Origin of the sequence: Pseudomonas neuropathica (assembly GCF_015461835.1) — a bacterium.
GTDB classification, from domain to species: domain Bacteria; phylum Pseudomonadota; class Gammaproteobacteria; order Pseudomonadales; family Pseudomonadaceae; genus Aquipseudomonas; species Aquipseudomonas neuropathica.
This window is the reverse complement of record NZ_JACOPX010000007.1, coordinates 237,896-264,828: the sequence shown is the minus strand read 5'-3', so window position 1 is coordinate 264,828 and position 26,933 is coordinate 237,896. Positions and strand designations below refer to the sequence as shown.

Sequence of the window (26,933 nt, the reverse complement as noted above, 5' to 3'; positions counted from 1 at the left end):
CCAACCTTCAACGACGAAGGCTGCGCTTCCCGAGAGCACGGGACCAGGACAAAGGCGTCCTCGCTAGGCAACTAGCGGGACGCCTTTTTTTGTTTGCGCAAAATTTCTCGAGCAAGGCCTGACTGCCCACAAGAGGCCAGCCGCAGCTCCCCGGAGAACCTGATGAAAAAACTCAAACTGGTGATGATCGGCAATGGCATGGCCGGGGTCCGCACCCTCGAAGAACTGCTCAAGCTGAGCAACGAGCTGTACGACATCACGGTCTTCGGCGCCGAACCGCACACCAACTACAACCGCATCCTGCTATCGCCGGTGCTGGCCGGTGAGCAGACCTTCGAAGAAATCGTCCTCAACGATCTCGACTGGTACCTGGAAAACCACATCAAGCTGTTGCTCAACCGCAAAGTGGTGGAGATCGACCGGGTCAAACGTCGGGTGATCGCCGAGGACGGCACCGAAGCCGAATACGATCGCCTGCTGATCGCCACCGGCTCGACGCCGTTTATCCTGCCGATCCCCGGCAACACCCTGCAGGGCGTGATCGGCTATCGCGACATCGCCGACACCCAAGCCATGATCGACACCGCCAAAACCCACAAGCACGCGGTGGTCATCGGTGGCGGTCTGCTCGGTCTCGAAGCCGCCAATGGCCTGATGCTGCGCGGCATGCACGTCACCGTGGTGCACATCGGTGAGTGGTTGCTGGAACGACAACTGGACAAGACCAGTGGCCAACTGCTGCAAAGCGCCCTCGAATCCCGTGGCCTGCACTTCCGTCTGTGCGAACAGACTCAGGCGCTGCACGATGCGGGCAATGGCCGGGTCGGCTCGGTGCAGTTCAAGAACGGCGAGATTATCCCGGCTGATCTGGTGGTCATGGCTGCCGGTATTCGTCCCAACACCGAACTCGCGGAAAAGGCCGGCATCCCGTGCAATCGCGGGATTCTGGTCAACGACACCCTGCAAACCTACGACCCGCGTATTTATGCCATCGGTGAATGCGCCAGCCATCGCGGCATTGCCTACGGTCTGGTCGCGCCGTTGTTCGAACAGGCCAAGGTCTGCGCCAACCACCTCGCACAACTGGGTTTCGCCCGTTATCAGGGTTCGGTGACCTCGACAAAATTGAAAGTCACCGGCATCGACCTGTTTTCCGCCGGCGATTTCATGGGCGGCGAAGGTACGGAAACCATCACCCTCTCCGACCCGATTGGCGGCGTGTACAAAAAACTGGTGATCAAGGATGACGTGCTGGTCGGCGCCTGTCTGTACGGCGATACGGCAGATGGCGGTTGGTATTTCCGGCAGATTCGTGAGAATCACGCCATCGGCGAGATCCGTGATCACCTCATGTTCGGAGAAAACGCACTCGGAGACGTAGGACATCAGGGCCAGGACAAAGCCATGGTCATGGCCGACAGCGCCGAAGTCTGCGGTTGCAACGGCGTATGCAAAGGCACCATCGTCAAAGCCATTCAGGAACACGGCCTGTTCAGCGTCGATGAGGTGAAGAAACACACCAAGGCTGCCAGCTCCTGCGGTTCGTGCGCCGGGTTGGTCGAGCAGATCCTCATCAACACCGTCGGCGGCGCGGCCGACGTCAAACCGAAAAGCGAAAAAGCCATCTGCGGATGCAGCGATCTCAACCACGGGCAGATTCGCCAAGCGATTCGCGAACAGCATCTGCTGACCATCGCCGGGACCATGAGTTACCTCAACTGGCGCACGCCTAACGGTTGCGCGACCTGCCGGCCAGCCCTCAACTATTACCTGATTTCCACCTGGCCCGGCGAAGCCAAGGACGATCCGCAATCACGCCTGATCAACGAACGCGCCCACGCCAACATCCAGAAGGACGGCACCTATTCGGTGGTGCCACGGATGTGGGGCGGTGTGACCAATCCTTCGGAACTGCGGCGGATTGCCGACGTGGCCGACAAGTACAACGTGCCGATGGTCAAGGTCACCGGCGGTCAGCGCATCGATTTGCTCGGCATCAAGAAGCAGGACTTGCCCGGCGTCTGGAAAGACCTCGACATGCCCTCCGGCCATGCTTACGGCAAATCCATCCGTACTGTGAAAACCTGCGTCGGTAGCGAGTTCTGCCGCTTTGGCACGCAGAACTCGACGCAACTGGGCATCGAGCTGGAGCATGATCTGTTCAACATGTGGTCGCCGCACAAAGTGAAACTCGCCGTCTCCGGTTGCCCACGCAACTGCTCGGAAGCGGGGATCAAAGACGTAGGAATTATCGGTGTCGACTCCGGTTGGGAGATGTACATCGGCGGTAACGGCGGGATCAAAACCGAGGTCGCTGAGTTTTTCGTCAAGCTGAAAACCGCCGAGGAAGTCCGCGAATACAACGGCGCGTTCCTGCAGCTCTACCGCGAAGAAGCCTTCTACCTCGAACGCACCGTGCACTACCTGCAACGGGTCGGCATGGAGCACATCAAGAAAGCCGTACTCGAAGACCCCGAGCGTCGCAAGGCCCTGAACGAGCGCCTGCAATTCTCTCTGTCGTTCGAGCAAGACCCTTGGAAAGAGCGTCTGGCGCAGCCGCAACTGAAGAAAGAATTCGATGTGATCCCTGTGAAAAATCTGGAGGTGCCGGCATGAACTGGCTCGATATCTGCGCTCTCGACGAGATCAATGCCCTCGGTTCGCGAATCATTGCCGGGCCAAGAGGTGACATCGCGATTTTTCGTACAAGCGACGATGAGGTTTTCGCCCTCGACGATCGCTGCCCGCACAAGGGCGGGCCATTGTCGCAAGGTTTGATCTACGGCAAACGTGTGGCCTGCCCGTTGCACAATTGGCAAATCGACCTCGAATCTGGCGAAGCGCAGGCGCCGGACATCGGTTGTGCCCACCATCACCCGGCGCGGGTCGAAAACGGCCGTGTGCAACTGGCCCTGCGGGACGCCATCTGATGAGCCGCCAGACGACCGCCTCGACCTGCTGTTATTGCGGGGTCGGCTGCGGCGTGCTGATCGAGCATGACGGCGAGCGCATCCTCGGCGTCAGCGGCGATCCGGCGCACCCGGCCAACTTCGGCAAACTGTGCAGCAAAGGCTCGACCCTGCACCTGACCGGCGACCTTGCCGCTCGCGCGCTGTACCCGGAACTGCGTCTGGGCAAAGGCCTGGCGCGCAGCCGAACGGATTGGGATACGGCACTGGAACACGCTGCCAACGTGTTCGCCGAGACCATTGCCGAGCACGGCCCGGACAGTGTGGCGTTCTATATTTCCGGGCAGTTGCTGACCGAGGACTATTACGCCTTCAACAAACTGGCGCGGGCGTTGGTCGCGACCAACAACATCGACAGCAATTCGCGCCTGTGCATGTCTTCAGCAGTGGTCGGCTACAAGCGCAGCCTCGGCGCCGATGCCCCTCCGTGCAGTTATGAAGACCTGGAGTTCAGCGATTGCGTGATGATCGTCGGCAGTAACATGGCCTACGCCCATCCGGTACTTTTCCGTCGGCTGGAGGAGGCAAAATCCCGCCGCCCACAGATGAAAGTCATCGTCATTGACCCACGGCGTACCGACACCTGCGACCTCGCGGATCTGCACTTGGCGATTCTACCGGGCACCGATGTCGCGTTGTTCCATGGGATTCTTCATCTGTTGTTGTGGGAAGACTGGATCGACCGCGACTTCGTCAAAGCGCACACCGATGGCCTCGCCGAACTGAAGAATCTGGTGCGCGATTACACCCCGCAAATGGTGTCGCAACTATGCGGAGTCAGTGTCGAGCAACTGCAGCAGTGCGCTGAATGGGTCGGCACCTCGCCGAGTTTTCTGTCGCTGTGGTGCATGGGGCTGAACCAGTCCACCGCTGGCAGCGCGAAGAACAGCGCGCTGATCAATCTGCACTTGGCCACCGGACAAATCGGCCGTCCGGGTGCAGGACCTTTCTCCCTTACCGGTCAGCCAAATGCCATGGGCGGGCGCGAAACGGGCAGTTTGTCGAATCTGTTGCCGGGCCATCGAGACTCGGCCAACCCTGAACACCGTGCCGAAGTGGCGGCTTATTGGGGCGTTGATCGGTTGCCGGAAAATACTGGTCTCAGTGCCATCGAACTGTTCGAGCAAATGCGCAACGGCAAGATCAAGGCGTTGTGGATTGCCTGCACCAACCCTGCGCAATCGATGCCGGACCAACATGCTGTGCGAGCAGCGCTTGAGACCTGCCCGTTTGTGGTTCTGCAAGAAGCCTTTCGCACCACCGAAACCGCAGCATTCGCCGATCTTCTGCTGCCTGCCGCCAGTTGGGGCGAGAAGGAAGGCTCGGTGACCAACTCCGAGCGACGCATTTCCCACGTACGCAAAGCCATCCTCCCACCGGGGGAAGCGCGGCCGGACTGGGCGATCACAGTGGATTTCGCACAGCGTCTGGAGACACGTCTGCGCCCCGCTGAACCGAGCCTGTTTGCGTTTACTCAGCCCGCGCAGTTGTTCGATGAATTCAAAGGACTGACGCGTGGGCGGGATCTGGATATGTCCGGGATCAGTCACGCGCTGATCGACGAGATCGGACCGCAGCAATGGCCCTTCCCTGTCGGAGCGCGGCAAGGAACGCCACGACTGTACGAGGACGGGATTTTTCCGACCGCCAACGGCCGCGCGCAATTCATAGCCGACCCGTATCGCGGCGCTAAAGAGCAGCGCGATGCTCGCTTTCCACTGACGTTGATCACTGGCCGCTTGCGCGATCAATGGCACGGTATGAGCCGCACTGGCACGGCAGCGCAATTGTTCGGGCATGTCAGCGAAGCGGTGTTGAGCCTGCACCCGGACGAAATGCGCCGGCATCGTTTGCAGCCGGGCGATCTGGTCAACCTTAAAAGTCGTCGCGGCGCAGTAATCGTCGCGGTTGGCAGCGATGACAGCGTACGCCCGGGGCAAGCGTTTCTGCCGATGCACTGGGGCGACCGTTTTCTCAAGGGCGGTGTGAACAGCCTGACCCTGCCGGCCTTTGATCCACTGTCGAAACAACCGGAGCTGAAACACAGCGGCGTGCGCCTGGAACCGGTCAATCTGCCGTGGCAGCTTTTCGCACTGATCGAGGGTGATGTTCAGCGGCATTTCGAGGCCCTACGACCGCTCTGTGAGGCATTTTCCTACGTGAGTCTCAGCCTTGTCGGACGTGAACGATCTGCATTGCTGATACGCGCGGCTAGCAGCGAAGCTCCGAACGCGCAATTGCTCGGTGAAATCGACCAATGCCTGTCACTGATCGACGGCCCGGTATTGGCCTATGACGATCCTCGCCGCGCCATTGGCAAACGCGTGCGCATTGAAAACGGCCGGATCACTGCGATCCGGTTAGCCGGTGAAACCCTCGCGCAGCATTGGCTGGAAGGGTTGTGGCTGGAAGGCCGTGCGGATGAGCAACTGCGGCGCTGGCTATTGGCGCCAATGAGTGCGCCGCCGGGCAGTGTCGGGGCGCAAATCGCTGTGGATAAAACCCTGTGCAACTGCAAGAACGTCAGCCTCAACACGGTCTGCGCCGGCATTCGCCAAGGCCTGGATCTGCAGGGTTTGAAAAACCAACTGGGCTGCGGCACGCAATGCGGCTCGTGCGTCCCGGAAATAAAACGCTTACTGGCTGCCGATGTGCAGCCAGCCGCCGTCATCTGATGAGGAAAACACCATGAACGCAAAAGTCTGGCTGGTCGGCGCAGGGCCGGGTGATCCGGAACTGCTGACCCTCAAAGCAGTGCGCGCCCTGCGCGAGGCCGATGTGGTGCTGATCGATGATCTGGTCAACGACGCGGTGCTGGAACACTGCCCTGACGCCCGCATTATTGCGGTGGGTAAACGCGGTGGATGCCGTTCGACGCCGCAGGCATTTATCCATCGGTTGATGCTGCGCTATGCCCGCCATGGCAAGTGTGTGGTGCGGCTCAAGGGCGGCGATCCGTGCATCTTCGGCCGTGGCGGTGAAGAGGCGCAGTGGCTGCGGGAGCGCGGCGTCGAAGTGGAGTTGGTCAATGGCATCACCGCCGGGCTGGCCGGGGCGACGCAGTGCGATATTCCGCTGACGTTACGCGGTGTGGCGCGCGGGGTGACGCTGGTGACTGCACACACCCAGGACGACAGCCAGTTGAACTGGCAGGCGCTGGCACAGGGTGGTACTACGCTGGTGGTCTATATGGGAGTGGCCAAGCTGGGGGAGATTCGCGATCAACTGCTGGCAGGCGGGATGGCGGCGGATACGCCGGTGGCGATGATCGAGAATGCATCGTTGCCAGAGCAGCGCGAATGCCGGAGTGATCTGGCGAGCATGAGTGATGATGCCTTCAGATTTGGGCTGAAAAGCCCGGCGATTCTGGTGATTGGTGCGGTGGCTGCCATTGTTGAAGAGCAAAAGATCGCAGCCTTCGGCAACTCCTACATGACCTATGCAGATCCAATGCAGGAGCTGCCGCAGGCTGCGATCTTTTAAAGCTGCAAAGCCAAATCGCAGGCAAAGAAAAGCCCGGCCTAAGCCGGGCTTTTCTTAGAGCGGCAGCTAATTACTTAGCTTGAGCTTCAACCTGCGCTTCTACGCGACGGTTTACAGCGCGGCCAGCTTCAGTTTTGTTGTCAGCAACTGGGCGGGATTCGCCGTAGCCAACAGACTGAACGCGGGACGATTCAACACCGTACTGGTTGGTCAGAACTTGCTTAACGGCGTTTGCACGACGCTCGGACAGTTTCTGGTTGTAAGCGTCAGGACCGACGGAGTCAGTGTGACCTTCAACAGTAGTGGTGGTGGATGGGTACTGCTTCATGAAGTCAGCCAGGTTTTTGATGTCGCCGTAGCTGTTTGGCTTCACAACCGACTTGTCGAAGTCGAACTTGACGTCCAGCTCAACACGAACAACTTCAGCAACTGCTGGGCAGCCGTCAGCGTCAACAGTTACGTTGGCTGGGGTGTCCGGGCACTTGTCAACGTTGTCGCAAACGCCATCGTTGTCGCTGTCGGAGCAGACTTCAGCTGGTGCTGGAACTGGAGCAGCAGCAGGCTTGGAGCCGCCACCGAAGTTCACACCGATACCGACGCTAGGAGCCCACTCGGTGTCGCCCTGGTCGATGTTGTACTGAGCTTCAACGCCAGCACGGGCGTAGAAGTTGTCGGTGAAGTACAGCTTGGCACCAGCGCCAACGTTGGCGAAGGTGGAGCGGTCACGACCGCCGGAACCGTTCTGACCGATGCTCTGATCGGAGAAACCAGCCGATACGTATGGACGCAGCATGTCGCCTGGGTTGTTGAAGTGGTACAGAGCGTCCAGAGCGGTGTTAGCGCCCTTGATGTTACGACCGTCGTCGGAACGCACGTTGTGCACTTCGTCGTAGCCCAGACGCAGTTCAACGTCGTCGGTCAGGAAGTAACCGATCGAGCCGCCGAACAGGTTGCCGTTGTTCTTGAAGTTACGAGCGCTGTCGAATTGTTCTTTCTTTGCGAAGCCTTCGATTTCAACTGCGCCTTGGCCTTGTGCCAGAGCGCCGAACGAAGTGGCGGCAATCAGAGAACCAATGGCCAAGCCCAAGGTGTTTTTCAGTTTCATCCGTTAAATCCCCATCTGGTGATTGTGAAGCAGTCCCGCAAACCGGGGGACAACTCGGCGGCAAGTCTATCAGAACTTGCCTACACGTAAGAGATATTTGCGCTGAACTAAGTTTCAGCAATGCCTGCAAATTTCTCACGCAATTTATCTAGAGCACGTTTGTAACGCATTTTTGTCGCACTCAAACCCATGTGCATGATGTCTGCGATCTCCTGAAATTCCAGCTCTGCGACAAATCGAAGCACCAGAATTTCACGGTCAATCGGGTTCACATACACCAGCCAGCGATCAAGCCCGCCCTTCTCCTCGGGTTTCGGCGCCTTTTCTTCGGACGCTTCCTCGAGGGGGTCAAGACTCAATGCGTCCATCAAGCGACGCTTTCGCCGTTCCTTCCGATACTGCGTAATACATTCGTTGTACGTGATGCTGTAGAGCCACGTTTTGAACTTCGATTTCCCCTCGAAGTTCTTCAGGCCATACAGCACCTTCAACATGACTTCCTGACAGACATCGTCTGCGTCGCGATCGTTCCCAAGATATCTCGCACAAACGTTAAATAATGTTCGCTGGTAACGCCGCATCAGTTCTTCATAGGCGCGCGTTACGTGAAAAAGCTCGGTATGCGAGCGCGCGACCAACTCCTCATCAGAGAGCTCGCGGGGGTCGTAGCGCGTGGATAGCGTTTGGGCTTTATTCAAAACAAGTCGTGCCGACAGTCAGGTCAATGTCCGCCGCAACCAGCATCAGCTGGCATTTTGCGGCGGCATACATTAGCAGGGTTTGCCGGATTAGCGGCTACTCACATGCTGTTCCAGCAGGATCCGATTGGAAAGAGAGACTAGCTCACCCTCATCGGTCAGCAATGTGGTTTTAACCGTGCCGATCTCCTCGATCTGGCCTTCGACCTCGCCAACACGCACTTGTTGCCCAACCTGATACAACTCACGCACATAGATTCCCGCGAGAATCTGACCGGCAATTTCCCGGCTTCCCAAACCCATGGCCAGCGCTACGGCCAGACCAACGGTAATCAAAACGATGACGATCACATGGTTCAGCAGGTCAGTCTTGACCTCAAGCTGACTGATCGCGACCGAGATGCTGATGATGATCACCAGCCCTTGCGCAATTCGCCCCAGCCCCGAAGCGTAGTCCAGGCCCACGCCTTCTGCCGCCCCGCGAACCAGCCCGTTGGCCAGTTGGGCGAGCAAAACACCTACCAGCAACACCAGCGCCGCGCCGAATACTTTCGGCAAATAGAGCGCCAACATATCCAGCGTAGCCGAAACTCGCTCAAGGCCAAGGGATTCTGCTGCAGAAACCAGAAAAATCAGCAGAACGAACCAATAAACGATCTTGCCGATCAGGGTCGAGATCGGAACTTGCAACCCTGCGCGCGACATCAATTTGGTCAGCCCGGTGCCGCCCATCAGGCGATCAAGACCGAGCTTGGCGAGCAGTTTGGACAGCAGGGTATCGAGCAGCTTGGCCACGACGAAACCCAACAGCAGCACAACCAGTGCGCCGAACAGGTTCGGGATGAAGTTGGCGACTTTGGTCCACAACGCAGTCATTGCCGTGACGAGGCTCTGAGTCCAGAGATCAAGTTCCATATTCAATCAGCCTTATCAGCAGTGCGAGCGGTAGGTTTGCGAAGACGGGAAACCGGCGAGACATGCGCCGATCCATTATTCAGGGCGATCATCAGCGCGGGCAGCCAACGGCCCAGCAGGCTGAACAGATCACCGGCGCCAACCTGGCGGTTGGCGGTTTTGAGTACGCGGCCCAGGCACGCATCGTCGTCGCGGCTGGACGGCGAAGCGTTGAGCATGTCGCGCAAAGACTGTTCAAACGGATCGTGCATACGCACCTCTCGTGATGTCTGTGAAAGACGCGGGCAGATTTGGTCGGGTCACATGCGCCATCTTCATACCCAGCGCAAACGACGGAATAACCACCACTGACCAAAGGCCAGGGCGAGCACCGTCAAACAGGCAATCAGGAAACCATACGGGCTGCTGGAGAACGGAATTCCGCCGACGTTTATACCCAGCAGACCGGTGATAAAACTCATCGGCAAAAAGATGCAGGTGATGATCCCGAAGCGGTACATCGTGCGATTCATACGCTCGCTCAAGCGCCGGTCTTCGGCCTCCAGCACAAGCCCCACGCGCTCTCGGGTCAATTCGAGCTCTTCGAGATAGCGGGTCAGACTGTTGTTCAGTTCGTTCCAGTAATCGGCATCGTCATCGACAAACCACGGCAGTTTTATCCGCGTCAGTTGTCCGAAAATATCCCGCTGCGGCGCGAGAAATCGCTTTAGTCCGGCCGCCCGGCGACGGATGTGCAAAATGGCGCCATGCTCGGGAGTATACCGTTCGTCGGCATCCATCTTTTCTTCTTCCTCATCGGCGATTTCCGAGAGGCAAGTGACCAGATCCTGCACCTTGTTGGTGAGGAACTGCGCCAGATAAAGGATCAGTTCGGAGGAGGTTTTCGGGCCGTTGCCGTCGGCCAATTGCGCCAGCAGCTCATCGGTGGCGCGCAACGGGCGCAAACGCAGGGAAATCACCCGTTGGGCAGAAGCGAAAATCCGCACCGAGACCATGTCTTCAGGCTCGGCGCCCGGGTTGAGATTGACCCCGCGCAGAAACAGCAACAGTTCGGCATCCGGCAGCGGCAGCAGACGCGGCCGGGTATTCTCTTCCAGCAGCAGATCGCAGGTGAATTCATTGAGCCCGCTGGATTTGCGCAGCCAGGTCTGGGTCTGCGGATGGCTGCGATCCCAATGCAGCCACAGGCTTTCATGGGCCTGCAGTTGCAAATCGTCGAGCTCAGTCCGGGCTATCGAACGCGCACCGCCTTTTCCGTCCAGCACCAGGGCATGCACCAGCCCCCACTGCGCGTTTTCTTCCTCGAACATCCGCATCCCTTTGTCGAAAAGCTTATTCAGGCATCTTCAGCGGACTCGGCGAGATGATCACGCCGTTGTTGTCCGCATAAATGTAGTGGCCCGGGTGGAACGTCACACCGGCGAAAGTCACCGGGACGTTGAGGTCGCCGATACCACGTTTTTCAGTTTTCATCGGATGGCTGGCCAGCGCCTGCACGCCCAGATCGGTCTGGGCGATGACGTCAACGTCACGGATGCAGCCGTAGATCACCAGCCCTTCCCAGCCGTTTTTCGCAGCCTTCTCGGCGATCATGTCGCCCAGCAGCGCACGGCGCAGCGAACCGCCGCCATCGACCACCAGCACCTTGCCGCTGCCCTTGAGTTCAGCCTGTTCCTTGACCAGCGAGTTGTCTTCGAAGCATTTGATGGTCACGATTTCGCCGCCGAACGAATCACGGCCGCCGAAATTGCTGAACATCGGTTCCAGCACCTGTACCAGCTCCGGATAGGCGTCGCACAGATCAGGCGTAAGGTAATGGTTCATCGAAAAACTCCTGTAAAAAGGAAAACGATCAAGGATGCTGCGTTCTGAGGAGACGAGTTTCGGTGGTCGTTGTTTACCTTAGTCCATCCCATGGTCGCTGAACGAACCTGAACAAACCCTGAAACGTAATAGCTAAACCGCCACCAAAAATGACCAGATCCGCACATTGCGTCATATCTTAGCCGCAAGCCAACCTGAACGAAATCCCTTCAAGGCCTTCGCACTCACACGGCAGCGGCCAGATCCGGCTTCTCGCCCAGCAATGGCGTGTGCTGATCGTTCAACCAGCGCGCCACCAATGGCCAGACCTCGGTCTGCGCTGCTTTGCTCACCAACATCTCGACATGGCCGAAATTATCGTTGAAGCCCTGCTCGCGCCCCAGATTGATGAACTGCTTGTGCTCGGAGCCGATCTGCTCGAACAATTTGCGACAGGCCCAGGCCGGATCCTGATGATCCCCTGCTGCGGTCACCGCCAGCACTGGCACTTGAACATCGGCCAGCCCCGCCCACCAATCCTTGTCCTTGTCGCCAAAACGTCCGAACAAGCCGTACCAGCGCATGCTTTCCAGCGCCAGACCGATCGGCTCATCTTCCGGGCCACGTTTGAGACGCGAACCCGACAATTGCGCAAAACGCTTGAGGATAAAGCGCCCACTCCACTCTACTGGCGGGATTTTCAGCGGCCAGTAGGTGCGGCTGACCTGGGTGCCGAAAAACGCCGCCGAGGCCACTGCCGGCTCGCCCAGGTATTCGCCACCGAGCGCCGCCGCCAGGGTGATGCCGCCCAGCGAATGACCAATCCAGTGCGGCACTTGCCCGCTCTGCTCACGCACGAACGCGGCAATCGCCGGCAGGTCGTAGCGGGCATAGTCGGCCACGCGATTGCGCCGGTATTCTTCGTTGCGCTGCGACAGGCCGTGGCCGCGCATCTCCGGAATCCACACGTCGAACCCCAGGCGCGTCAGATATGCGCCCAAGCCCAGGCCTTTGGGTGAGAACCAGAAGCGCCGATTGGAAAAACTGCCGTGCAGCAGAATCACCGGCACACCGCGAGGGGTCGAGTCATCGGCCATGCCCAAACGGGTCACAGCGATTTCCACGGACCAGTCGGGACTGTTGCCGGGTTTCAAGCGATACACGTCTTCGCTCAGATCACCACGCCGTTCGGCGCTGATCAGGGCGACAGGAAATAAGTTGCTGCTGCTTTGCATAATGCTCTTGCACAAAAAAGGGCGGCATCTACAGGAGCCCGCCCTACTTGAATCTCAAGGCCCGCCCCTGAGAGGGAACGGGCCGTTCACATATTGATCAGGCCTGCGCCTGGCCTTCGGCGAGGAAGAACCAGGTTTCCAGCACGGAGTCCGGGTTCAGCGACACGCTTTCGATGCCCTGCTCCATCAGCCACTTGGCCAGATCCGGGTGGTCCGAAGGACCCTGACCGCAGATACCGATGTACTTGCCGGCCTTGTTGCATGCCGCAATCGCGTTGGCCAACAGCTTCTTGACCGCCGGATTACGCTCGTCGAACAGGTGCGCGATGATACCGGAATCGCGGTCCAGACCCAGGGTCAGCTGAGTCAGGTCGTTGGAACCGATCGAGAAACCGTCGAAGAATTCGAGGAATTCTTCAGCAAGGATCGCGTTGGATGGCAGTTCGCACATCATGATCACGCGCAGACCGTTCTCGCCGCGCTTCAAGCCGTTCTCGGCGAGCAGATCAACAACCTGGCTGGCTTCGCCCAGAGTACGGACAAACGGCACCATGATTTCGACGTTGGTCAGGCCCATCTCGTTGCGCACACGTTTCAGCGCGCGGCATTCGAGTTCGAAGCAGTCACGGAACGATTCGCTGATGTAACGCGAAGCGCCACGGAAGCCCAGCATCGGGTTTTCTTCTTCCGGCTCGTAGAGCTTGCCGCCGATCAGGTTGGCGTATTCGTTGGACTTGAAGTCCGACAGACGCACGATGACTTTCTTCGGTGCAAACGCAGCCGCGAGGGTGCTGATGCCTTCAACCAGTTTCTCGACGTAGAAGCCGACCGGGTCGTTGTAACCGGCGATGCGCTTGTCGACGCTGTCCTTGATTTCCTGCGGCAGACCGTCGTAGTTCAACAGCGCTTTCGGGTGGACGCCGATCATGCGGTTGATGATGAATTCCAGACGGGCCAGGCCCACACCGGCGTTCGGCAGCTGCGCGAAGTCGAAGGCGCGGTCCGGGTTGCCGACGTTCATCATGATCTTGAACGGCAGCTCCGGCATGGCGTCGACGGAGTTCTTCTTGATGTCGAAGCCCAGTTCGCCTTCGAAGATGTAACCGGTGTCGCCTTCGGCGCAGGACACGGTCACGCCCTGGCCATCCTTCAGCAGTTGGGTGGCGTTGCCGCAACCGACCACTGCCGGGATACCCAGCTCACGGGCGATGATCGCCGCGTGGCAAGTACGGCCGCCACGGTTGGTGACGATCGCGCTGGCGCGCTTCATGACCGGTTCCCAGTCCGGGTCGGTCATATCGGAAACCAGTACGTCGCCCGGCTGGACCTTGTCCATCTCGGACACGTCTTTGATGATGCGTACCTTACCGGCGCCGATGCGCTGGCCAATCGCACGACCTTCCACCAGCACGGTGCCGGTTTCTTTCAGCAGGTAACGTTCCATGACGTTGGCCTGGGTGCGGCTTTTCACGGTTTCCGGACGGGCCTGCACGATGTACAGCTTGCCGTCGTCACCGTCCTTGGCCCACTCGATGTCCATCGGGCAGCCGTAGTGCTTTTCGATGATCATCGCTTGCTTGGCCAGTTCGCTGACTTCAGCGTCGCTCAGGCAGAAACGCGCGCGCTCAGCCTTGTCGACATCGATGGTCTTGACCGAACGACCGGCCTTGGCCTCGTCGCCGTAGATCATTTTGATGGCTTTGCTGCCCAGGTTGCGACGCAGGATCGCCGGACGACCGGCCTCCAGCGTGCCCTTGTGCACGTAGAACTCATCCGGGTTGACCGCGCCTTGTACGACGGTTTCGCCCAGGCCGTAGGCGCCGGTGATGAACACTACGTCACGGAAACCCGATTCGGTATCGAGGGTGAACATCACGCCAGCGGTACCGGTTTCCGAACGCACCATGCGCTGCACGCCAGCCGACAGGGCGACCAGTTTATGGTCGAAGCCCTGGTGCACGCGGTAGGAAATCGCACGGTCGTTGAACAGCGAAGCGAACACCTCTTTGGCGGCGCGGATAACGTTTTCCACACCACGGATGTTCAGGAAGGTTTCCTGCTGACCGGCGAACGAGGCGTCCGGCAAGTCTTCGGCGGTGGCGGAAGAACGCACGGCCACGGCCACATCAGGGTTGCCGGCCGACAGCGCGGCGAACGCGGTGCGGATCTCGGCATTCAGTTTTTCGGGGAATTCGGCTTCCATGATCCATTGACGGATCTGTGCGCCGGTCTTGGCCAGGGCGTTGACGTCATCAACGTCGAGCGCGTCGAGGGCCTGGTGGATCTGGTCGTTGAGGCCGCTCAGTTCGAGGAAATCACGATAGGCCTGGGCCGTCGTGGCGAAGCCGCCGGGGACCGAAACACCGGCGCCTGCCAGGTTACTGATCATCTCGCCCAGGGATGCGTTCTTGCCCCCCACATGCTCAACATCGTGTTTGCCGAGCTTATCGAGGGAAACTACGTACTCTACCAAGGTGATCTCTCCACTAACTGTGTTGGAAAAGCTCAGAAACCGGCGGCCCGGGGGAGCCTTGGCCGGTTGTATGGCCTGGACCTGGAAAATAAGTGAGAATGCTGGCCAATGGCGGCCAGCAAATCGCGCCTATCATATCCAAGATTCGTCACTAGCTTAAGGCCCAAGGTGCAAATGAAACGATCTGCTTTCTTCATCTCCGATGGCACCGGCATCACAGCCGAAACCCTGGGTCAAAGCCTTCTGGCGCAGTTCGAAAACATTACCTTCAGCAAATTCACGCGACCGTACATCGACAGCGTTGAAAAAGCGCGGGCCATGGTACAACAAATCAACAAAGCCGCTGAAACCGACGGCTTCCGTCCGATCATCTTCGACACCATCGTCAATCAGGACATCCGTGAGATTCTCGCAACGTCCAATGGTTTCATGATCGACATTTTCTCGACCTTTCTTGCCCCGCTGGAGCAGGAACTGACCGAGCACTCTTCCTACACGGTCGGCAAGTCGCACTCGATCGGGCACAACTCCAATTACATGGAGCGTATCGAGGCGGTTAACTTTGCCCTCGACAACGACGACGGCGCGCGCACGCACTATTACGACAAAGCCGATTTGATACTAGTGGGCGTGTCGCGATGCGGCAAAACGCCGACGTGTCTGTACATGGCCATGCAGTTCGGCATTCGCGCGGCCAACTATCCGCTGACCGAAGACGACATGGAACGCCTGACCCTGCCGACGGCCCTGCGCGCTCATCAGCACAAGCTGTTCGGCCTGACCATCGACCCGGACCGCCTCACCGCGATTCGCAACGAGCGCAAGCCCAACAGCCGCTATTCGAGCTACGCCCAGTGCGAGTTCGAAGTGCGCGAAGTGGAAAACCTGTTTCGCCGCGAGAACATCCCCAACATCAACTCCACGCATTTTTCGGTGGAAGAGATTTCGGCGAAGATTCTGGTGGAGAAAGGTGTGGAACGGCGGTTCAAGTAGAGTTGTAGTGTCTGGGCTGACGCCTTCGCGAGCAAGCTCGCTCCCACAGGGGGAATGCATTCCAACTGAAAGAATGCGGTCCACTGTGGGAGCGAGCTTGCTCGCGAAGAACGATTACACGGTGTCTGTTAATGCCTTGGCCAGAGCCTCAAAGCCTGCCAGCAACAACCGATCATCGCCCACCGCATTACACACACTCCCCCGAATAAATTGCGGCACTGCTGCGTGACCCACCGCAAACGCCTCAGCGGTCGCCACCAGATAATTGTTCTCCTTCAACTCCGCCGCAATCTGCGACGCCCGCCACAACTCAGGCACTTCCACCCAGAAGTGCGGGCTATAAGGGTGAGTCTTGTAATTCAAACCCTGCAGAACAGGCGCCACCAACGCTTTGCGCCGAGCGATCTCGCTGATCTGCTCGTCCAGTAAACGCTCGGCCATGCCGCTTTCAATCCACAGGCTGGCGACTTCCATCGATAACGGATTGGCCATCCAGCACGTTGCGCGGATGGCGGCACTCAAACGTCCGGTCAACGCTTGCGGCGCATGCAGATAACCGACGCGCAGCCCCGCCGAAACAGCCTTGCTCAGACTGCCAATCAACACCGATCGCTCCGGCGCAAAATAGCTGAGCGGCAATGGGCGCTGGCGATCCAGAACGGCATGGGCCTCGTCTTCGATAATCAGCAGATTGTGTTGACGACAGAGGTCGGCAATCGCCTCGCGCCGTGGGATCAACATTACAGCGGCCGTAGGATTCTGGATCGTCGGGGTGCAATACAGTGCTGAAACACGATGCTGACGACAAATGTCCTCCAGCGCCGACGGTAAAAGCCCTTCGTCATCCATTGCCGCGCCAATGAGTTTTATCCCGAGCTGGCGTGCGACACCGATCAATCCCGGGTAGGACAAATGCTCGGTCACAACGGTGTCGCCGGCCTTGAGCAAGCCCATCAACGTGCACAACAGACCATGCTGGCCACCGTTGACGCACAACACCTGATCGGCATGCGGGACATACGCCGCATGCTGCAACCACACCGCCCCCGCCACACGATGCCGCGCCAACCCGGCTTCAGCGGTGTACCCGGTCAACTGTTGCAGCACCCGAGGATCGCTGGCCAGTTCCTGCAGACTCTGACTCATGAACGCCGCTTCCTGCGCCGGAATCGGCTGGTTGCGGCTCATGTCGAAGCAGGCTGACGGCTCATCGCTGACATTACGAAAGCCTTTGTCCCGCGGCCGTTCCATCCCGCGCTGACACACATAAGTGCCATCTCCGACGCGGGCGACGACCAATCCCACGCGCTCCAATTCGCCATAGGCACGGCTGATCGTACCGATGGTCACTCCGAGACTGTCGGCCAACAACCGGTGCGGCGGCAGTTTGCTACCGGCATCGATAATGCCTTCATCGATGGCCTGCGCGACGGCATTCGCCAGGCGTTTGTACTTCACGCCCACGCCATTGGCGAGTCCATCACGGATGATTGACACCATGGCAATACTTACTTTGACAGTCATTCTCGCCCCGAATAGCGTGCTTAAAAAGGTTCAATCAGAAATAGACCGTTTCCGCGATCAGGTCAATTCCACCGTTCGGAGTACGCCGCATGTCGACCGCCGTCAGCACACCGATGCACATCAGCAAACCCTGGCTCGCCGGATTGATCACCAGCACGCTGTTTCTGATCGTCTGTCTGAGTTGGGGCACGACGTGGCTGGGGATCAAGATTGCGGTGGAAAGCGTGCCGCCGCTGACGGCCGCCGGGCTGCGTTTTCTGATTGCTTTTCCGCTGTTCCTGAGCTTCGCGCTGTTGCGCAAGGAACCGCTGTTGTTTCCCCGACAAAGCCGCTGGTTCTTTGTGTTCGTCACGCTGTCGTATTTCAGCCTGCCTTACTACCTGCTCAACTACGGTGAGATGCACGTATCGTCGGGTCTGACTGCATTACTGTTCAGTTGCATGCCGGTATTTATCCTGTTGTTTTCCGCGCTGTTTCTGCGCGAGAGAATCTACCCGTCACAAATGCTCGGTATCGCGATCGGTTTCGGCAGTCTGTTCATGATTATTCGCAGCCAGGGTCTGCATCTGGATCAGGCCGAATGGCTTGGCGTGTTGGCGATTCTGTGTGCGGCGGTGATGCATGCGCTGTGTTACGTGGTGACGAAAAAACATGGCAGCGCGATCAGCGTGATTACCTACAACACGCTGCCGATCGGCATTGCCGGAGCGATGTTATTTATTGTCGGATTGAGCGTCGAAACGCCGGTGTTTGCGCAAGTGACAACACGCTCGTGGGCCGCCCTGTTCTATCTCGGGCTGGTGGCCTCGGTCGGCGGATTCATCGTTTACTTTTTGCTGCTTAAACGCCTAAGCCCAATCATCCTGTCGTTCGTGTTTATCATTTTCCCGGTATTCGCCGTGATCATCGGCGCCTGGTACGAGGGACAAACCCTGTCCCGGGAGCTGATGATCTATTCGGCGATTTTGTTGAGCGGGTTTGCGATCACCAAATTGCCCATCGAAAAATGGCGTACGCGGTCCGTGTAGGAGCTGCCGAAGGCTGCGATCTTTTGATCTTGTTTTTTACAATCAAAGTCAAAAGATCGCAGCCTGCGGCAGCTCCTACAGGTTTTTCGTCAGATCACAAGTAGGTCGACGAAACGGTTTACCGGGGTGGACTCCAGCTGCGTCTGATCCTTGCACAACGCAAAGATTTCGCCGCTGCGCTGGCCGGTGAAACGTGTGGCCAGGTTGGCCTTGAACTTGTCTTCGAGTAATGGAATGCCCTCGACACGGCGGCGACGATGACCGATCGGGTATTCCACCACGACGTTTTCAGTGCTGCTGCCATCCTTGAAAAACACCTGCACGGCGTTGGCAATCGAGCGCTTGTCAGCCTCCAGATATTCGCGGGTGAAACGTGGATCTTCGATGATGACCATTTTTTCGCGCAGCACATCGATGATCGGATGCGCCCGGTGGAAATCGTCTTCGTATTGCTCGGCGACCAGATTGCCGAAGGCCAGTGGCACGGCGGTCATGTACTGGATGCAGTGGTCGCGGTCGGCAGCGTTGGCCAACGGTCCGACCTTGGAAATGATGCGGATCGCCGACTCGTGGGTGGTGATGACGATTTTGTCGATTTCGTGCAGACGATTGCGCACTTGCGGATGCAACGTCACCGCCGCTTCACAGGCGGTTTGCGCGTGGAATTCGGCGGGGAAACTGATCTTGAACAGCACGTTTTCCATCACGTAACTGCCGAACGAGCGCGAGAAACTGAAGGCGCGTTTATTCTCCGGTTTCAGCGCCAGATCGCTATTGGTGTGGCTGAACAGCACGTCATAAAAGCCCCATTGCCTGGCAGTGAGAACGCCGGGAATACCCATCTCGCCGCGCATGGCGATGTCGGCCAGACGCACACCACGACTCGTCGCATCCCCCGCCGCCCAGGATTTTCGTGAACCGGCATTCGGTGCATGGCGATAAGTGCGCAGCGCCTGACCATCAGCGAATGCATGGGACAACGCCGACAGCAATTGCTCGCGATTAGCACCCATGAGTTTGGCGGTAACAGCGGTTGAAGCGACTTTCACCAGAATGACGTGATCGAGTCCTACGCGATTGAAGGAGTTTTCGAGGGCAATCACGCCTTGAATCTCGTGGGCCATGATCATCGCTTCGAGCACATCGCGCATCGTCAGCGGCGACTCACCGTTGGCCAGGCGTTTTTGCGAGAGGTGATCGGCCACCGCAAGAATGCCGCCGAGGTTGTCCGACGGGTGCCCCCACTCGGCGGCGAGCCAGGTGTCGTTGTAGTCGAGCCAACGGACGATGCAGCCGATGTCCCATGCGGCTTTGACCGGGTCGAGACGATAGGACGTGCCCGGGACTCGCGCGCCAAACGGCACGACGGTGCCTTCGACCATCGGGCCAAGGTGTTTGGTGCATTCGGGGAAGCGCAGGGCCAGCAGGCCGCAGCCCAGCGTGTCCATCAGGCAGTTGCGGGCGGTGTCGAAGGCTTCGGCAGAGGTGACTTTGAAGGTGAGGACGTAATCGGCGATGTCCTGCAGGACACGGTCGTAGTCGGGGCGGTTGTTCAGGTCGACGTTGGCGCTCATGTTCGATTCACTCTTGAAGTGGTTCGTTGATGGGACCTCGGTTCAGGGCTAACTTTTTTCTTATAGGTTAAATGCGATCCACTGCAGGAGCTGCCGAAGGCTGCGATCTTTTGATCTTGTTTTTGAAGATCAAGATCAAAAGATCGCAGCCTTCGGCAGCTCCTACGAGGGGGTTGTGTACTGGGTCAGAAGGAATCTCCGGGGATGCGTACGTAGCCTTCCATCAGGACACGCGCACTGCGGCTCATGATGGCTTTCTTCACCACCCACTCGCCGTTTTCCAGGCTGGCTTCGGCGCCAACGCGCAACGTCCCGGACGGATGCCCGAAGCGCACGGCATTACGTTCAACGCCACCGGCCGCGAGGTTTACCAGGGTGCCGGAGATTGCTGCAGCGGTGCCGATGGCCACGGCCGCCGTGCCCATCATCGCGTGGTGCAATTTGCCCATCGACAAGGCGCGCACCAGTAAATCCACGTCGCCGGCGCCAATCGCTTTACCACTGGATGCGATGTAATCCGCAGGCTTGGCAACAAACGCGACTTTCGGCGTGTGCTGACGTTTGGCCGCTTCGTCCAGATTGGCAATCAGCCCCATGCGCAACGCGCCATAAGCCCGAATCGTCTCGAACATCTGCAGCGCTTGCGGATCGCTGTTGATCGCACCTTGCAACTCGGTACCGGTGTAACCGATGTCTTCAGCATTGACGAAAATCGTCGGAATGCCAGCATTGATCATGGTCGCCTTGAACGTGCCGACACCCGGTACTTCCAGCTCATCGATGAGGTTGCCGGTGGGAAACATCGAACCACCGCCGCCCTCTTCTTCCGCTGCCGGGTCCATGAATTCGACTTGCACTTCGGCCGCCGGAAAGGTCACGCCGTCGAGTTCGAAATCACCGGTTTCCTGCACTTCGCCGTTGGTGATCGGCACATGGGCAATAATGGTTTTGCCGATGTTGGCCTGCCACACGCGCACCACGGCGACACCGTTGTGCGGAATGCGGCTGGCGTCGACCAGACCGTTGCTGATGGCGAACGAACCGACCGCTGCCGAGAGGTTGCCGCAATTGCCGCTCCAGTCCACGAACGGCTTGTCGATGGAGACCTGACCGAACAGGTAGTCGACGTCGTGATCGGCCTTGATGCTTTTCGACAGGATCACGGTTTTGCTAGTGCTGGACGTGGCGCCGCCCATGCCATCAATTTGTTTGTCGTACGGGTCGGGGCTGCCGATCACGCGCAGCAGCAAAGCGTCGCGGGTCGGGCCGGGAATCTGGGCCGCTTCGGGCAGATCCTTGAGGCTGAAGAACACGCCTTTGCTGGTACCGCCGCGCATGTAGGTCGCAGGGATTTTGATTTGTGGTGCGTGAGCCATGGTGCTCCTTAACCACAGGCGTGAGACCCAAGCCTCACGCCTGCATCAGTAGATTTAAACGGCAACCGCCGACTCTTCGAGGAAGTCCTGAGCGAAGCGCTGCAACACGCCGCCAGCCTCATAGATCGACACTTCTTCAGCGGTATCCAGACGGCAGGTCACCGGCACGTCAACGCGCTCGCCATTCTTGCGATGGATCACCAGCGTCAGGTCCGCACGCGGTTTGCGCTCGCCTACCACGTCGTAGGTTTCGCTGCCGTCGATGGCCAGGGTGTGACGGTCAGTGCCCGGCTTGAACTCCAGCGGCAACACGCCCATGCCCACCAGGTTGGTGCGGTGAATGCGCTCGAAACCTTCTGCGGCAATCGCCTCGACACCGGCCAGACGCACGCCTTTCGCCGCCCAGTCGCGGGATGAACCTTGACCGTAATCGGCGCCGGCAATGATGATCAGCGGCTGCTTGCGCTCCATGTAGGTTTCGATGGCTTCCCACATGCGCATGACCTTGCCTTCCGGCTCGACACGCGCTAGCGAACCCTGTTTGACCTTGCCGTTTTCCACGACCATTTCATTGAACAGTTTCGGGTTGGCAAACGTCGCGCGCTGTGCGGTCAAGTGGTCGCCACGGTGGGTGGCGTAAGAGTTGAAGTCCTCTTCCGGCAAGCCCATTTTCGCCAGGTATTCGCCGGCGGCGCTGTCGAGCATGATCGCGTTCGAAGGCGACAGGTGATCGGTGGTGATGTTGTCCGGCAGCACCGCCAGCGGGCGCATGCCCTTAAGCGGACGTGCGCCGGCCAGCGCGCCTTCCCAGTACGGTGGACGGCGAATGTAGGTGCTCATTTCGCGCCAGTCGTACAGCGGCGTGACTTTCGGGCCGGTGTCTTCATGGACAGCGAACATCGGAATGTAGACCTGACGGAACTGCTCAGGCTTGACCGAAGATTTCACCACGGCGTCGATTTCTTCGTCGCTCGGCCAGATGTCCTTCAGGCGGATTTCCTTGCCGTCGAACACGCCCAACACATCTTTTTCGATATCGAAACGGATGGTCCCGGCAATGGCGTAAGCCACCACCAGTGGCGGCGAAGCGAGGAACGCTTGCTTGGCATACGGGTGAATGCGGCCGTCAAAGTTGCGGTTGCCGGAAAGCACGGCGGTGGCGTACAGATCGCGGTCGATGATCTCTTGCTGGATCACCGGATCGAGCGCGCCGGACATGCCGTTGCAGGTGGTGCAAGCGAAGGCGACAACACCGAAACCGAGCTGCTCCAGTTCAGTGGTCAGCCCCGCTTCGTCGAGGTACAGCGCCACGGTTTTCGAACCCGGCGCCAGCGAGGATTTCACCCACGGCTTGCGGGTCAGGCCAAGCTTGTTGGCGTTGCGCGCCAGCAGTCCGGCGGCAATTACGTTGCGCGGGTTACTGGTGTTGGTGCAACTGGTGATGGCGGCGATGATCACCGCGCCGTCGGGCATTTGCCCGGGCACGTCCTCCCACTGCCCGGAGATGCCTTTAGCCGCCAGATCCGCCACCGCAACGCGGGCGTGCGGGTTGCTCGGGCCGGCCATGTTGCGCACTACCGAGGACAGATCGAAAGTCAGGCCGCGCTCGTATTGCGCGCCTTTCAGGCTGTCGGCCCACAGTCCGGTAAGCCTGGCGTACTGCTCTACGAGCTGCACTTGCTGGTCTTCACGACCGGTCAGTTTCAGGTAATCGATAGTCTGTTGGTCAATGTAGAACATCGCCGCGGTGGCGCCGTATTCCGGGGCCATGTTGGAGATGGTTGCGCGGTCGCCGAGGGTCAGCGCCGCTGCGCCTTCGCCGAAAAACTCCAGCCACGCGCCGACGACTTTCTGTTTGCGCAAGTATTCGGTCAGCGCCAGCACCATGTCGGTGGCGGTGATGCCCGGTTGCAGCTTGCCGGTCAGTTCGACGCCGACGCTTTCCGGCAGGCGCATCCACGACGCGCGACCAAGCATCACGCTCTCGGCTTCGAGGCCGCCGACGCCAATGGCGATCACGCCCAGCGCATCGACGTGCGGGGTGTGGCTGTCGGTGCCGACGCAAGTGTCGGGGAACGCGACGCCCTCACGCACCTGGATCACCGGAGACATTTTCTCCAGGTTGATCTGATGCATGATGCCGTTGCCCGGCGGGATCACATCAACGTTCTTGAAGGCTTTTTTGGTCCAGTTGATGAAGTGGAAACGGTCTTCGTTACGACGGTCTTCGATGGCGCGGTTTTTCTCGAACGCCTGCTTGTCGAAACCGCCCGCTTCGACCGCCAACGAGTGGTCGACGATCAATTGCGTCGGCACTACCGGGTTGACTTGCGCTGGGTCGCCGCCCTGCAACGCAATCGCGTCGCGCAGGCCGGCGAGGTCGACCAATGCGGTCTGGCCGAGAATATCGTGGCAGACCACACGCGCCGGGAACCACGGGAAGTCGAGGTCGCGTTTGCGCTCGATCAGTTGCTTGAGGGAATCGGTGAGCGTGGCCGGGTCGCAGCGACGCACGAGGTTTTCCGCCAGCACGCGGGAGGTGTACGGCAGGGTGTCGTAACTGCCGGGCTGAATCGCCTCGACCGCCGCGCGGGCGTCGAAATAATCCAGAGGACTGCCGGGCAGGGTTTTACGGAATTCTGTGTTCATCGGGTCAGGACTCGGGTCACGGTAGTTTCAAAGGGTGGGCAGACGCCAGACTCAAGATTCACACCGTCCCTTGTAGGAGTGAGCCTGCTCGCGATAGCGGTAGATCAGTCGACATCGATGGTGAATGTCAGTCCGTCATCGCGAGCAGGCTCACTCCTACAGGGATTTGCGGTGGCTTCAAGGATCGGGTCAGCTCACCATTTCAGCGACGTTCGATTGGCACGAACTTGCGCTGTTCAACGCCGATATATTCGGCGCTCGGACGGATGATGCGGTTGTTGGCGCGCTGCTCGAACACGTGCGCGGCCCAGCCGGTCAGGCGCGAGCAGACGAAGATCGGCGTGAACAGCTTGGTCGGAATGCCCATGAAGTGGTACGCCGAGGCATGGTAGAAATCGGCGTTGGGGAACAGTTTTTTCTGCTCCCACATGGTCTTGTCGATGGCTTCGGAAACCGCGAACAACACCTTGTCGCCGACCTCGTCCGCGAGTTTTTTCGACCAGCCCTTGATCACCTCGTTGCGCGGATCGCTGTCCTTATAGATCGCGTGACCGAAGCCCATGATCTTGTCCTTGCGCTCGAGCATGCCGAGGGTGCCCTTGATCGCCTCTTCCGGCGACGAGAAGCGCTCGATCATTTCCATTGCCGCTTCGTTGGCGCCGCCGTGCAGCGGGCCGCGCAGCGAACCGATGGCCGCTGTTACGCAGGAATACAGGTCAGACAAGGTCGACGCACAAACGCGCGCGGTGAAGGTCGAGGCGTTGAATTCATGCTCGGCATAAAGAATCAGCGAAACGTTCATCACTTTGACGTGCAGTTCGCTTGGCTTCTTGTCGTGCAGCAGGTGCAGGAAGTGACCGCCGATGGTCGGCTCGTCACTGACGCAGTTGATGCGTTTGCCGTCGTGGCTGAAGCGATACCAGTAGCACATGATCGCCGGGAACGCGGCCAGCAAGCGGTCAGTCTTGTCGCGCTGCTCGGAGAAGTCTTGCTCCGGCTCGAGGTTGCCGAGTAACGAGCAACCGGTGCGCATCACGTCCATCGGGTGGGCGTCGGCGGGGATGCGTTCGAGCACTTCTTTGAGTGCTTGCGGCAGGTCGCGCAGTTTGCTCAGTTTGCCTTGGTATTCGTCGAGTTGCGCCTTCGTCGGCAGCTCGCCGTAGAGCAGCAGGTACGCGACTTCTTCAAATTGCGCATCGGCAGCGAGTTCGCGTACGTCGTAGCCGCGATAGGTCAGCCCGGCACCGGCCTGGCCCACGGTGGACAGTGCGGTTTGCCCGGCAACCTGGCCACGGAGCCCGGCACCACTGAGTACTTTTGCTTCGGCCATTTCTATCTCCAATCTTGAATTTGTTAGGGAGTGTGGCGAAAAGATCGCAGCCTCGTTGCACTCGACAGCTCCTACAGGGGAATGCGGTTCATGTAGGAGCTGCCGCAGGCTGCGATCTTTTGATCTTCATTTTTTCGCGGCAAACAACGCATCGAGCTTCTGCTCGAACGTGTGGTAATCGATGCGATCGTAAAGCTCCATGCGAGTCTGCATGGTGTCGATGACATTCTGCTGCGTGCCATCGCGGCGGATCGCGGTGTAAACGTTTTCTGCTGCCTTGTTCATCGCGCGGAACGCCGACAGCGGATACAGCACCAGCGACACGTCGGCGCCGGCCAGTTGCTCGGTGGTGTACAGCGGCGTCGCGCCGAACTCGGTGATATTGGCCAGGATCGGCGCTTTTACGCGGTTGGCGAACAGCTTGTACATTTCCAGTTCAGTGATGGCTTCCGGGAAGATCATGTCGGCGCCAGCCTCGATGCATGCGGCTGCGCGATCGAGTGCCGACTCCAGACCTTCCACCGCCAGTGCATCGGTTCGCGCCATGATCACAAAGCTGTCATCGGTACGCGCATCCACCGCAGCCTTGATGCGATCAACCATTTCCTGCTGGCTGACAATCTCTTTATTAGGACGGTGGCCACAACGCTTGGCGCCAACCTGGTCCTCGATGTGAATCGCCGCCGCGCCGAACTTGATCATCGACTTGACCGTGCGCGCCACATTGAACGCCGACGAGCCGAAACCGGTGTCCACATCGACCAGCAGCGGCAGATCGCAGACGTCGGTGATGCGCCGCACGTCAGTCAGCACGTCGTCCAGACCGGTGATGCCCAGATCCGGCACGCCGAGGGAACCTGCGGCCACGCCGCCGCCGGACAGGTAGATCGCCTTGAAACCGGCGCGCTTGGCCAGCAGCGCGTGGTTGGCGTTGATCGCGCCGACCACTTGCAATGGATGCTCGCTGGCGACCGCATCGCGGAAACGCTGGCCTGGAGTGTTCAGGTTGGAACTCATGACTCACCTCGTTCAGTGGCTGTCTTGTTGTGGGCGCCGTCCTGGTAATGACGGGCGATGTTGCGTTTCGAAGCGCCGATGTGACGGCGCATCAACAATTCCGCGAGTTCGCCGTCACGGTCGGCGATGGCATCGAGAATCCGGTGGTGTTCGGCAAAGGCCTGGTGCGGGCGGTTCGGCGTGGTCGAGAACTGGATGCGGTACATGCGCACCAGTTGATACAGCTCGCCGCAGAGCATCTGCGTCAGCGTGCGGTTGCCGCTGCCCTGGATGATCCGGTAGTGGAAGTCGAAATCGCCTTCCTGCTGGTAATAGCCAACGCCGGCCTGAAACGCCGCGTCGCGCTCGTGGGTTTCCAGCACCCGGCGCAGTTCGTCGATTTCTTCGACGCTCATGCGTTCGGCCGCCAGACGGCAGGCCATGCCTTCGAGGGATTCGCGAATTTCGTAGAGTTCAAGCAATTCGGCATGGCTGAGCGACACCACCCGCGCACCGACGTGCGGTACGCGCACCAGCAGGCGCTGGCCTTCCAGGCGATGAATCGCCTCACGCAACGGCCCGCGACTGATGCCGTAGGTGCGCGCCAGCTCCGGCTCGGAGATCTTGCTGCCCGGGGCGATCTCGCCTTTGACGATGGCTGCCTGAATACGCCGGAAGACGTTTTCCGAAAGCGTCTCGGAATCATCGCCGCTGATGACCGGGGGATCGAGTTGATCCAGCATGATTGTCGACACCTTTAAATCCAATGCGGCAAAAACTAG

21 protein-coding genes are annotated in these 26,933 nt (G+C 59.2%); 6 read left to right on the top strand and 15 right to left on the bottom strand.

Annotated features, from left to right (window positions below):
• Window positions 1–162: 162 nt before the first annotated feature.
• Genes nirB through cobA form a run of 4 tightly spaced genes read left to right on the top strand, consistent with a single transcriptional unit; the run spans window position 163 to window position 6,452 of the window.
• Entirely contained in the window at window positions 163–2,616 is a 2,454-nt protein-coding gene (gene nirB, locus H8F23_RS12395) for a nitrite reductase large subunit NirB (RefSeq protein ID WP_194934544.1), read from the top strand.
• Entirely contained in the window at window positions 2,613–2,930 is a 318-nt protein-coding gene (nirD, locus tag H8F23_RS12390; protein WP_175554899.1) for a nitrite reductase small subunit NirD, read from the top strand. Before nirB ends, nirD begins: the two co-directional genes overlap by 4 nt.
• Window positions 2,930–5,644, top strand: a complete 2,715-nt coding sequence (locus H8F23_RS12385) for a nitrate reductase (RefSeq protein ID WP_194934543.1) — start codon at window positions 2,930–2,932, stop codon at window positions 5,642–5,644. The genes nirD and H8F23_RS12385 overlap by 1 nt, the downstream gene beginning before the upstream one ends.
• A gap of 13 nt (window positions 5,645–5,657) precedes the next feature.
• Window positions 5,658–6,452: a uroporphyrinogen-III C-methyltransferase gene (gene cobA / locus H8F23_RS12380; protein WP_194934542.1), complete on the top strand. Its 795-nt coding sequence runs from the start codon at window positions 5,658–5,660 to the stop codon at window positions 6,450–6,452.
• Between the two features lie 70 nt (window positions 6,453–6,522).
• On the opposite strand, the gene H8F23_RS12375 is transcribed toward cobA, so the two are convergent.
• The 8 genes from H8F23_RS12375 to ppsA form a co-directional block, all read right to left on the bottom strand.
• Complete coding sequence (locus H8F23_RS12375; protein ID WP_034152869.1) at window positions 6,523–7,557, bottom strand: OmpA family protein; 1,035 nt, start codon at window positions 7,555–7,557, stop codon at window positions 6,523–6,525.
• 107 nt (window positions 7,558–7,664) lie between these two features.
• Complete coding sequence (gene sigX, locus H8F23_RS12370) at window positions 7,665–8,255, bottom strand: RNA polymerase sigma factor SigX (RefSeq protein ID WP_011333251.1); 591 nt, start codon at window positions 8,253–8,255, stop codon at window positions 7,665–7,667.
• 90 nt (window positions 8,256–8,345) lie between these two features.
• Window positions 8,346–9,170 carry a mechanosensitive ion channel family protein gene (locus tag H8F23_RS12365; protein WP_007916401.1) on the bottom strand — a complete coding sequence of 275 codons (825 nt, stop codon included), beginning with the start codon at window positions 9,168–9,170 and terminating at the stop codon, window positions 8,346–8,348.
• A gap of 2 nt (window positions 9,171–9,172) precedes the next feature.
• On the bottom strand, window positions 9,173–9,421 hold the full coding sequence (locus tag H8F23_RS12360; protein ID WP_008076827.1) for a hypothetical protein: 249 nt from the start codon (window positions 9,419–9,421) through the stop codon (window positions 9,173–9,175).
• A 63-nt stretch (window positions 9,422–9,484) separates the two neighbouring features.
• Entirely contained in the window at window positions 9,485–10,480 is a 996-nt protein-coding gene (locus H8F23_RS12355) for a zinc transporter ZntB (RefSeq protein WP_093431779.1), read from the bottom strand.
• A 22-nt stretch (window positions 10,481–10,502) separates the two neighbouring features.
• Window positions 10,503–10,994: a ribonuclease E activity regulator RraA gene (rraA, locus tag H8F23_RS12350; RefSeq protein WP_093431777.1), complete on the bottom strand. Its 492-nt coding sequence runs from the start codon at window positions 10,992–10,994 to the stop codon at window positions 10,503–10,505.
• Window positions 10,995–11,218: 224 nt separating this feature from the next.
• Complete coding sequence (locus H8F23_RS12345; protein WP_099758459.1) at window positions 11,219–12,208, bottom strand: alpha/beta fold hydrolase; 990 nt, start codon at window positions 12,206–12,208, stop codon at window positions 11,219–11,221.
• Window positions 12,209–12,305: 97 nt separating this feature from the next.
• Window positions 12,306–14,681, bottom strand: coding sequence for a phosphoenolpyruvate synthase (gene ppsA, locus H8F23_RS12340; RefSeq protein ID WP_194934541.1), 2,376 nt, complete (start codon window positions 14,679–14,681; stop codon window positions 12,306–12,308).
• A 174-nt stretch (window positions 14,682–14,855) separates the two neighbouring features.
• On the opposite strand from ppsA, the gene ppsR reads away from it, so the two are divergent.
• Window positions 14,856–15,674 (top strand): posphoenolpyruvate synthetase regulatory kinase/phosphorylase PpsR, encoded by an 819-nt coding sequence (gene ppsR, locus H8F23_RS12335; protein WP_034152875.1) that lies wholly within the window; start codon window positions 14,856–14,858, stop codon window positions 15,672–15,674.
• A gap of 114 nt (window positions 15,675–15,788) precedes the next feature.
• Here ppsR and H8F23_RS12330 read toward each other — a convergent pair whose 3' ends face one another.
• Window positions 15,789–17,198, bottom strand: a complete 1,410-nt coding sequence (locus tag H8F23_RS12330; protein WP_194934540.1) for an aminotransferase-like domain-containing protein — start codon at window positions 17,196–17,198, stop codon at window positions 15,789–15,791.
• A gap of 113 nt (window positions 17,199–17,311) precedes the next feature.
• On the opposite strand from H8F23_RS12330, the gene H8F23_RS12325 reads away from it, so the two are divergent.
• Window positions 17,312–18,226: a DMT family transporter gene (locus H8F23_RS12325; protein ID WP_194934595.1), complete on the top strand. Its 915-nt coding sequence runs from the start codon at window positions 17,312–17,314 to the stop codon at window positions 18,224–18,226.
• An 89-nt stretch (window positions 18,227–18,315) separates the two neighbouring features.
• Here the strand turns inward: H8F23_RS12325 and prpD are convergent, their stop codons facing one another.
• The 6 genes from prpD to H8F23_RS12295 form a co-directional block, all read right to left on the bottom strand.
• Window positions 18,316–19,800, bottom strand: coding sequence for a 2-methylcitrate dehydratase (gene prpD, locus H8F23_RS12320; protein WP_194934539.1), 1,485 nt, complete (start codon window positions 19,798–19,800; stop codon window positions 18,316–18,318).
• Between the two features lie 185 nt (window positions 19,801–19,985).
• The gene (prpF, locus tag H8F23_RS12315; protein ID WP_194934538.1) at window positions 19,986–21,176 is read right to left on the bottom strand and encodes a 2-methylaconitate cis-trans isomerase PrpF; all 1,191 of its coding nucleotides are present in this window, start codon (window positions 21,174–21,176) and stop codon (window positions 19,986–19,988) included.
• A gap of 54 nt (window positions 21,177–21,230) precedes the next feature.
• Complete coding sequence (gene acnD, locus H8F23_RS12310) at window positions 21,231–23,825, bottom strand: Fe/S-dependent 2-methylisocitrate dehydratase AcnD (protein ID WP_194934537.1); 2,595 nt, start codon at window positions 23,823–23,825, stop codon at window positions 21,231–21,233.
• Window positions 23,826–24,027: 202 nt separating this feature from the next.
• A complete protein-coding gene (prpC, locus tag H8F23_RS12305) occupies window positions 24,028–25,155 on the bottom strand; it encodes a bifunctional 2-methylcitrate synthase/citrate synthase (protein WP_194934536.1) in 1,128 nt (375 codons plus the stop codon).
• A gap of 126 nt (window positions 25,156–25,281) precedes the next feature.
• Window positions 25,282–26,172 (bottom strand): methylisocitrate lyase, encoded by an 891-nt coding sequence (gene prpB, locus H8F23_RS12300; protein ID WP_095047757.1) that lies wholly within the window; start codon window positions 26,170–26,172, stop codon window positions 25,282–25,284.
• The gene (locus H8F23_RS12295; RefSeq protein ID WP_194934594.1) at window positions 26,169–26,891 is read right to left on the bottom strand and encodes a GntR family transcriptional regulator; all 723 of its coding nucleotides are present in this window, start codon (window positions 26,889–26,891) and stop codon (window positions 26,169–26,171) included. Before H8F23_RS12295 ends, prpB begins: the two co-directional genes overlap by 4 nt.
• Window positions 26,892–26,933 lie beyond the last annotated feature (42 nt).

Bases quoted from the DNA above. Each gene is read 5' to 3' on its own strand.
- nirB (WP_194934544.1), top strand. From the start codon at position 163: ATGAAAAAACTCAAACTGGTGATGATCGGCAATGGCATGGCCGGGGTC.
- nirD (WP_175554899.1), top strand. From the start codon at position 2,613: ATGAACTGGCTCGATATCTGCGCTCTCGACGAGATCAATGCCCTCGGT.
- H8F23_RS12385 (WP_194934543.1), top strand. From the start codon at position 2,930: ATGAGCCGCCAGACGACCGCCTCGACCTGCTGTTATTGCGGGGTCGGC.
- cobA (WP_194934542.1), top strand. From the start codon at position 5,658: ATGAACGCAAAAGTCTGGCTGGTCGGCGCAGGGCCGGGTGATCCGGAA.
- H8F23_RS12375 (WP_034152869.1), bottom strand. From the start codon at position 7,557: ATGAAACTGAAAAACACCTTGGGCTTGGCCATTGGTTCTCTGATTGCC.
- H8F23_RS12365 (WP_007916401.1), bottom strand. From the start codon at position 9,170: ATGGAACTTGATCTCTGGACTCAGAGCCTCGTCACGGCAATGACTGCG.
- H8F23_RS12360 (WP_008076827.1), bottom strand. From the start codon at position 9,421: ATGCACGATCCGTTTGAACAGTCTTTGCGCGACATGCTCAACGCTTCG.
- H8F23_RS12355 (WP_093431779.1), bottom strand. From the start codon at position 10,480: ATGTTCGAGGAAGAAAACGCGCAGTGGGGGCTGGTGCATGCCCTGGTG.
- rraA (WP_093431777.1), bottom strand. From the start codon at position 10,994: ATGAACCATTACCTTACGCCTGATCTGTGCGACGCCTATCCGGAGCTG.
- H8F23_RS12345 (WP_099758459.1), bottom strand. From the start codon at position 12,208: ATGCAAAGCAGCAGCAACTTATTTCCTGTCGCCCTGATCAGCGCCGAA.
- ppsR (WP_034152875.1), top strand. From the start codon at position 14,856: ATGAAACGATCTGCTTTCTTCATCTCCGATGGCACCGGCATCACAGCC.
- H8F23_RS12330 (WP_194934540.1), bottom strand. From the start codon at position 17,198: ATGACTGTCAAAGTAAGTATTGCCATGGTGTCAATCATCCGTGATGGA.
- H8F23_RS12325 (WP_194934595.1), top strand. From the start codon at position 17,312: ATGCACATCAGCAAACCCTGGCTCGCCGGATTGATCACCAGCACGCTG.
- prpD (WP_194934539.1), bottom strand. From the start codon at position 19,800: ATGAGCGCCAACGTCGACCTGAACAACCGCCCCGACTACGACCGTGTC.
- prpF (WP_194934538.1), bottom strand. From the start codon at position 21,176: ATGGCTCACGCACCACAAATCAAAATCCCTGCGACCTACATGCGCGGC.
- acnD (WP_194934537.1), bottom strand. From the start codon at position 23,825: ATGAACACAGAATTCCGTAAAACCCTGCCCGGCAGTCCTCTGGATTAT.
- prpC (WP_194934536.1), bottom strand. From the start codon at position 25,155: ATGGCCGAAGCAAAAGTACTCAGTGGTGCCGGGCTCCGTGGCCAGGTT.
- prpB (WP_095047757.1), bottom strand. From the start codon at position 26,172: ATGAGTTCCAACCTGAACACTCCAGGCCAGCGTTTCCGCGATGCGGTC.